The following is a 6957-nucleotide window of genomic DNA, read 5'->3' as shown; positions in this document are numbered from 1 at the left end:
GTTGCCTTTGGGCGACCTTGCTGCGGTTCTGGACTAACAATTGTCAAAGGGAAGGATTTAGTCCCTGAATCCATAGGGGATTAAAAGCGAACCCGGGGAACTGAAACATCTAAGTACCCGGAGGAAAGGACATCAACCGAGACTCCGTTAGTAGTGGCGAGCGAACGCGGACCAGGCCAGTGCCCTTCATTGAGTTAGCAAAACCGGATGGAAAGCCGGGCGTTAGTGGGTGATAGCCCCGTATGCGACGATGAGATGAAGGGACATGAGTAGGGCGGGGCACGTGAAACCCTGTCTGAACGTGGGGGGACCACCCTCCAAGCCTAAGTACTCCTCAGTGACCGATAGCGAACCAGTACCGTGAGGGAAAGGTGAAAAGATCCCCGACGAGGGGAGTGAAACAGATCCTGAAACCGGATGCCTACAAACAGGTGGAGCCTGCAATGGTAACACCGTACCTTTTGTATAATGGGCCAGCGACTTAGTGAGACGAGCAAGCTTAAGCCGATAGGTGGAGGCGCAGCGAAAGCGAGTCTGAACAGGGCGTTCAGTTCGTCTTATTAGACCCGAAACCGATGTGATCTAGCCATGAGCAGGTTGAAGGTGGGGTAACACCCACTGGAGGACCGAACCGGTGTCTGTTGAAAAAGCCTCGGATGACTTGTGGCTAGGGGTGAAAGGCCAATCAAACTCGGAAATAGCTGGTTCTCCGCGAAAACTATTTAGGTAGTGCGTCGCACGAATACTCCAGGGGGTAGAGCACTGGATGGGCTAGGGGGTCTTACCGACCTACCAAACCTAACCAAACTCCGAATACCTGGAAGTACTATGCGGCAGACAGACGGCGGGTGCTAACGTCCGTCGTCGAGAGGGAAAAAACCCTGACCACCAGCTAAGGCCCCTAATTCATGGCTAAGTGGTAAAGGATGTGAGGATCCCATAACAACCAGGAGGTTGGCTTAGAAGCAGCCATCCTTTAAAGAAAGCGTAACAGCTCACTGGTCTAAACAAGGGTCTTTGCGCCGAAAATGTAACGGGGCTCAAGCCATGAGCCGAAGCTGTGGGCTCGCAAGAGCGGTAGCGGAGCGTTCCATAGGCCTGTGAAGGGTTATCCGTGAGGAGGCCTGGAGGTATTGGAAGTGCGAATGCTGGCATGAGTAACGACAAACAGTGTGAGAGACACTGTCGCCGAAAGTCCAAGGGTTCCTGCGTAAAGCTAATCTGCGCAGGGTTAGTCGGCCCCTAAGGCGAGGCTGAAAAGCGTAGTCGATGGGAATGAGGTGAATATTCCTCAACCGGTGGGAAGTGACGGATCTCTTCCGTGGTGTGGTCTTATTGGATTGACCGTGCCATCACGAGGTTCCAGGAAATAGCTCCCACATCAGACCGTACCCGAAACCGACACAGGTGGACTGGTAGAGTATACCAAGGCGCTTGAGAGAACTATGCTGAAGGAACTCGGCAATTTGCCTCCGTAACTTCGGGATAAGGAGGCCTCCTTTGTGGGCAACCATGGGGGAGGGGCACAAACTAGGGGGTGGCGACTGTTTAACAAAAACACAGGGCTCTGCAAAGCCGCAAGGCGACGTATAGGGTCTGACGCCTGCCCGGTGCCGGAAGGTTAAGAGGAGAGGTGCAAGCTTTGAATCGAAGCCCCGGTAAACGGCGGCCGTAACTATAACGGTCCTAAGGTAGCGAAATTCCTTGTCGGGTAAGTTCCGACCTGCACGAATGGCGTAACGATCTCCCCGCTGTCTCCAGCATAGACTCAGTGAAATTGAATTCCCCGTGAAGATGCGGGGTACCTGCGCTTAGACGGAAAGACCCCGTGCACCTTTACTATAACTTTACACTGGCATTCGTGCTTGCATGTGTAGGATAGGTGGTAGGCTATGAAGCGAGGGCGCCAGCCCGCGTGGAGCCACCCTTGAAATACCACCCTTACGATCATGGATGTCTAACCGCGACCCGTCATCCGGGCCCGGGACAGTGTATGGTGGGTAGTTTGACTGGGGCGGTCGCCTCCCAAAGAGTAACGGAGGCGTGCGACGGTGGGCTCAGAGCGGTCGGAAATCGCTCGTCGAGTGCAATGGCATAAGCCCGCCTGACTGCGAGACTGACAAGTCGAGCAGAGACGAAAGTCGGCCATAGTGATCCGGTGGTCCGTTGTGGAACGGCCATCGCTCAACGAATAAAAGGTACGCCGGGGATAACAGGCTGATGATTCCCAAGAGTCCATATCGACGGAATCGTTTGGCACCTCGATGTCGACTCATCACATCCTGGGGCTGGAGAAGGTCCCAAGGGTTCGGCTGTTCGCCGATTAAAGTGGTACGTGAGTTGGGTTCAAAACGTCGTGAGACAGTTTGGTCCCTATCTGGCGTGGGCGTAGGAGAATTGAGAGGATCTGTCCTTAGTACGAGAGGACCGGGATGGACGTACCTCTGGTGGACCTGTTGTGGCGCCAGCCGCAGTGCAGGGTAGCTATGTACGGTCGGGATAACCGCTGAAGGCATCTAAGCGGGAAACCCACCTCAAGATAAGTTCTCCCTCGAAAGCCGTGGTAGACCACCACGTTGATAGGCCGGGTGTGGAAGCGGAGCGATCCGTGCAGCTTACCGGTACTAATAGCTTGATCGGCTTGATCGCTCTCATTTATCGATGCTCACAATGCGTGAGACAGATCGAATGGGTGACCTGATCGCGACATGAAAGCATGTCGCCGCGGTCACTCCTTACAATCTCTGCGAGATTGAAAGGACCATCTTGTATGCTTCCCGCGACAAACCCTTCGGGCTTGTCGCTGCGCATATTCGCGACGATTTGCCTGAGCAGATCGCGCGGGCTTCACTTGTCTTTCGCCGGCCTGGTGGCACTAGCGAGGAGCCTGAACCCGATCCCATCCCGAACTCGGCCGTTAAACTCCTCAGCGCCGATGGTACTATGTCTCAAGACCTGGGAGAGTAGGTCGTTGCCAGGCCTGCCAAAGACAAGCTCAACCCCATGCAACCCAACACCCATACCAATCCGGACCCACACAGCGGTCCAACACGTTGCGCAAAACTCGATGACGCCGAAACGCTGCCAATACGCGTTTTGACAACCAAACGTCCAAGGCGTCTTGCGATCCCCGGCCACATCGCCACATCGCAAAACACCAAACACCTCCCGCGGGGTGGAGCAGCCCGGTAGCTCGTCAGGCTCATAACCTGAAGGCCGCAGGTTCAAATCCTGCCCCCGCAACCACTGATGCTTGCGACAGCAAGCGACCCAAAACCCCGATCTCCGAAAGGACGTCGGGGTTTTTCTTGTTGGCGGCAAAGCGCAGCATGGCGGCCAGATCCCCGCGCAGCACGATGGCAAGTGTGCCGGCATCCGCGACCAGGGTGATGCTCTCGACCAGGCTGCGCAGGATTGCCACTGCTTCTCCTATCGTCGATGGGTCTTGGAGGTTGGTGTGGAGGTCAGTGATACGCTGACGGTAGAACTGCGCCATGTTCGGGTGGAGCAGGGGCGGCGGCTTCTCGACATTCGCGAGCATGCCGGTCAGTTCCGACTTGCGGACCTCCAGTGCAGCGATCTTGTCCTTGAGCGTTGCCCCGGGCACGCCGTCGAGGATCGCCTGAACGGCCTTATCCAGTTCCCGGTTCGTGCGTTCAAATTCTCGCCGCTTGGCCTCGACGTCAGCACCTCGCTGGATGCGTAGCCGATTGACCTCGTGCGTGAACGCCTCGCAGAACTCCTCGAACAGGGCCGGCTCCATCAGCTGGGTGCGCAGGCCATTCATCACCGAAGCTTCGAAAGTGTCGCGTCGGATGTTGAGGCGATTGTCGCAGGTTCCCTTGTTGCGCGCCGTAGTGCAGCCGAGCAGGTCCTTCGAGATCATGCCATAGCCACCACCGCAGCAGCCACACTTCACCAGGCCCGCGAATAAATGCCGGGGGCGCCTGTGCGCGTTGAGCTTGTTCTCGCCAGGCGCGGAGGGCTCATAGGCGAGCGTCTGCTGGCGGAGCTTTACGGCCTCCCAGAGATCTTGTTCGACGATACGGAGCACAGGAACCTCCTGGATCACCCATTCGGAGTCAGGGTTCGGGCGAGACACGCGCTTGCCGGTGTCCGGATCCTTGATGTAGCGCAGCCGGTTCCAGACGAGGCGGCCGATGTAGAGTTCATTGTTGAGAATGCCGACGCCGCGCCTGGGGTTGCCGTGGATGGTCGAGGGGCCCCATTCGGCGCCCTGCGGTCCAGGCACGCCCTCGCGGTTCAGCTCGAGGGCGATGGTGCGCGAGGATTTGCCGGCGAGGTAATCGGCGAAGATGCGGCGCACGATTGCCGCCTCCGCGACGTTGATGGTTCGCTCGCCTCGAATTGCTTGCCCTCCGGCTGTGGTCTGGCCGACGACGTCGTAGCCGAAGCACAGGCCGCCGCCCGATTTGCCGTCCTCGATGCGGCCCCGCAGGCCGCGGCGCGTCTTGTCGGCGAGGTCCTTGAGGAAGAGGACGTTCATCGTGCCCTTCAAGCCGACATGCAGATGGGTGACGTCGCCTTCCGACAGGGTGACGATACGCACGCCCGCAAAAGCCATGCGCTTGAACAGGCCGGCGATATCCTCCTGGTCGCGGCTGAGGCGGTCCATGGCCTCGGCCAGCACCACGGTGAACTTGCCACGCATCGCATCGGCGATCAGCTCCTGGATGCCGGGCCGCAGCAGGGAGGCTCCCGAAATGGCCCGGTCCGTGTAGCTGTCAACGATGCTCCAGCCCTGCTGTTCGGCATGGCGACGGCACAGGCGCAGCTGGTCCTCGATCGAGGCGTCGCGCTGGTTGTCGGAGGAATAACGAGCGTAGAGCGCGACCTTCATCGGCGGATCTCCTCAGTCGGGGAGGTCATCCTGCCCTCGCGATGGAGCTTCGGCCAGCACGAAAGCCTGGGCGGCTTGTCGCGCAATAAGGCGGACGAGGGCGACGAGGCGGGGATCCGGCTGGGCAGGGGGCGAGGAAGGCGAGCCACGCTCGACCATACTGGCCCTCGCGGCAGGCCTTGGAGCCGATATCCTGTGTCGTCTGGCCACGATCGTCCCGCTTCCTCTCGTCGGAGGGCTCCGCATCGGCAAAGGATGCCAGAGCAAGGGGCCACCGCAAGAAAAAAGGTTAGCTGAAACAAAGGCTTGTCTCGTATCGAAGCGGGTTAAGGCGCAAGTTGGATAAACGCGGCGATAAACGGCGGGAAAGGGCGGGGCAGTCAAAACTTCGTGAGCATCGGCCAAACGCCCCCTGGGGACAAGCCTAGCTAGGCCAGTTCGATTGCTCCTTCTGAAAATTGTTCATGACCATCCTGCATGAGACGGCGAAGATCGGCGAGCATCAGCCGAAGTTGCGGCCATGGGAACTCATCGGAGTCCTCCGACGGTTCGCCCGAACGCAGCACGGCGTCGAGCTTGGCGGCGACGCCGGATAACGAGGACGGTGCCATGTTCCACAATGCCTCAGCCAGCTGTTGTTCGTAGTCAAAGGCCGCGGCTTCTTCGGCGAGCGCGGCGGAATAGCCGAGCCGACGGTCGGCATCCTCCCAACGCTGGCGGTGTTGCTCGAGTTGAGAGAGCGCCTGGGTTCGGAGGGCGGCCATGGTCGGATCGTTGCGGTCCAATCGCTCTACGTCGCGCGCGCAGGTGATGCGTATAGGCTTGCCCCCGCCGGCCGGGATGTGGACGATCTGAGGCGGACTCACCATTCGCTGCAGCTTGGTCTCCAGGCGCTGCTGCTTGCGGCACAGCGCCAGGCTCGCGCGAGAGGCCACATCCCAAACGCGCCAGGCTTCAACTGCGGGGTCGATTTGTTCGCGTCCGTTGGCAATAGGAGGCAGGAACGGCGCCGTCGAGGCGGCGAATGCCGTTGAAATCAATCGTCTGCGCGAAACGAGGGGCAGACTCGTGCTAGTCTCAGAATCAGCCATGATCCGAGCTCCCTATAGCTTGGTTAGTGGTGAGGCTGGGCTGAGTGCGCCAACACTCAGTTCAGCCGCCGAAGTGCGCCTCCAGCATCGTAGATGGTGACAACGTTACTATCTTGGGGGCGAAAAAGGCAAGAGAATAGTTACAGGGTCACTAACTTATGGGGATTTCTCCGGCACAATGCCGAATGGCGCGAGCCGCTTTGCAGTTAGGCGTGCGGGATCTTGCCGCACTCGCAAAGGTATCTCCCAACACGATCTCGCGTTTGGAGCGAGGTGAAAAGCTCTATGACAGTACGTTAGAGGCTATTCGCCATGCCTTAGAAGCGGGCGGTATAGAGTTCATTACAGACAGCGGCGGTGGCACCGGTGTTCGCTTCAAAGAGCTTCGATCCGGGGACTGAATTGGCCGCTAATCAGATAACTAGAGGCTTCGCCCCCGCGCGGGTCAAGAAAACGCTTTGGCCTTTCGCGGCATAAACGGCCTCCTCCCCGCAAACGGGTCCCCTCCATTTATTCCACGGTGCCAAAGACTTCTCCTGCCCCTTACTACCCCGGTCTCGTCGATGGGCAGGGTTGCAGCACTGAGCTCCAACCCAAGCCAATAAGTGGCATTGATTACTGGGATGGGGCAAGCGGCCGGCCTCCCGTCGAGCGCACGGGCGATGATGGCGAATATTGGCTGAACCTCGAAGGGGCCGGTCTTGACTCTTTTCGAAATCTCGCAGTGTCCGCTTTCGGGGGCACGCGTCGAGATCGCGGTTAGGCCGGAAGCGACTCCTCGTTTGATATGAACAAACCTTGGCCTTCGGGATACGCTTGAGGAATGCCTCAGAGCATTTTAGTCAACGGTCGCCTCTGGGAACGGAGCGATCAGTGTAATGTTGAACTGGTAACGGTTCGAATCCTGCCCGGGACCGCACTGCTGCATACGATTTGGTTGTATTATCAATGCCGTGCCGGACAGGATGAAGCTGGGCACCAGTATGTTACTGTAGCTGCTATATA

General features: G+C 58.5%; 3 protein-coding genes, 1 tRNA gene, 2 rRNA genes and 1 pseudogene (1 of these 7 only partly in view). 5 read left to right on the top strand and 2 right to left on the bottom strand.

Features of this window, described 5'->3' with window-relative positions; genetic code table 11:
- From ACMDCR_RS28345 to ACMDCR_RS28330, 4 genes are all read left to right on the top strand, one after another.
- Nucleotides 1-2649 (top strand): 23S ribosomal RNA (locus tag ACMDCR_RS28345); it begins 166 nt to the left of the window's first position.
- A 216-nt stretch (nucleotides 2650-2865) separates the two neighbouring features.
- A 5S ribosomal RNA gene (gene rrf, locus ACMDCR_RS28340) occupies nucleotides 2866-2980 on the top strand.
- Between the two features lie 189 nt (nucleotides 2981-3169).
- Nucleotides 3170-3246: transfer RNA gene (locus ACMDCR_RS28335), tRNA-Met, on the top strand.
- A gap of 7 nt (nucleotides 3247-3253) precedes the next feature.
- A complete protein-coding gene (locus tag ACMDCR_RS28330) occupies nucleotides 3254-3706 on the top strand; it encodes a hypothetical protein (protein ID WP_413989813.1) in 453 nt (150 codons plus the stop codon).
- A gap of 126 nt (nucleotides 3707-3832) precedes the next feature.
- Here ACMDCR_RS28330 and ACMDCR_RS28325 read toward each other — a convergent pair.
- Nucleotides 3833-4861 (bottom strand): annotated as a pseudogene (locus ACMDCR_RS28325) (recombinase family protein); the annotation flags it as partial.
- A 428-nt stretch (nucleotides 4862-5289) separates the two neighbouring features.
- Nucleotides 5290-5952 carry a hypothetical protein gene (locus ACMDCR_RS28320; protein ID WP_413989812.1) on the bottom strand — a complete coding sequence of 221 codons (663 nt, stop codon included), beginning with the start codon at nucleotides 5950-5952 and terminating at the stop codon, nucleotides 5290-5292.
- 158 nt (nucleotides 5953-6110) lie between these two features.
- On the opposite strand from ACMDCR_RS28320, the gene ACMDCR_RS28315 reads away from it, so the two are divergent.
- Nucleotides 6111-6353, top strand: a complete 243-nt coding sequence (locus ACMDCR_RS28315) for a helix-turn-helix domain-containing protein (protein ID WP_413989811.1) — start codon at nucleotides 6111-6113, stop codon at nucleotides 6351-6353.
- Nucleotides 6354-6957: the final 604 nt, after the last annotated feature.

It is taken from the genome of Labrys okinawensis (assembly GCF_047345005.1).
Taxonomy (GTDB): domain Bacteria; phylum Pseudomonadota; class Alphaproteobacteria; order Rhizobiales; family Labraceae; genus Labrys; species Labrys okinawensis.
Note: the sequence above shows the minus strand (reverse complement) of the source record. Positions and strands in the feature narration are given on the sequence as shown.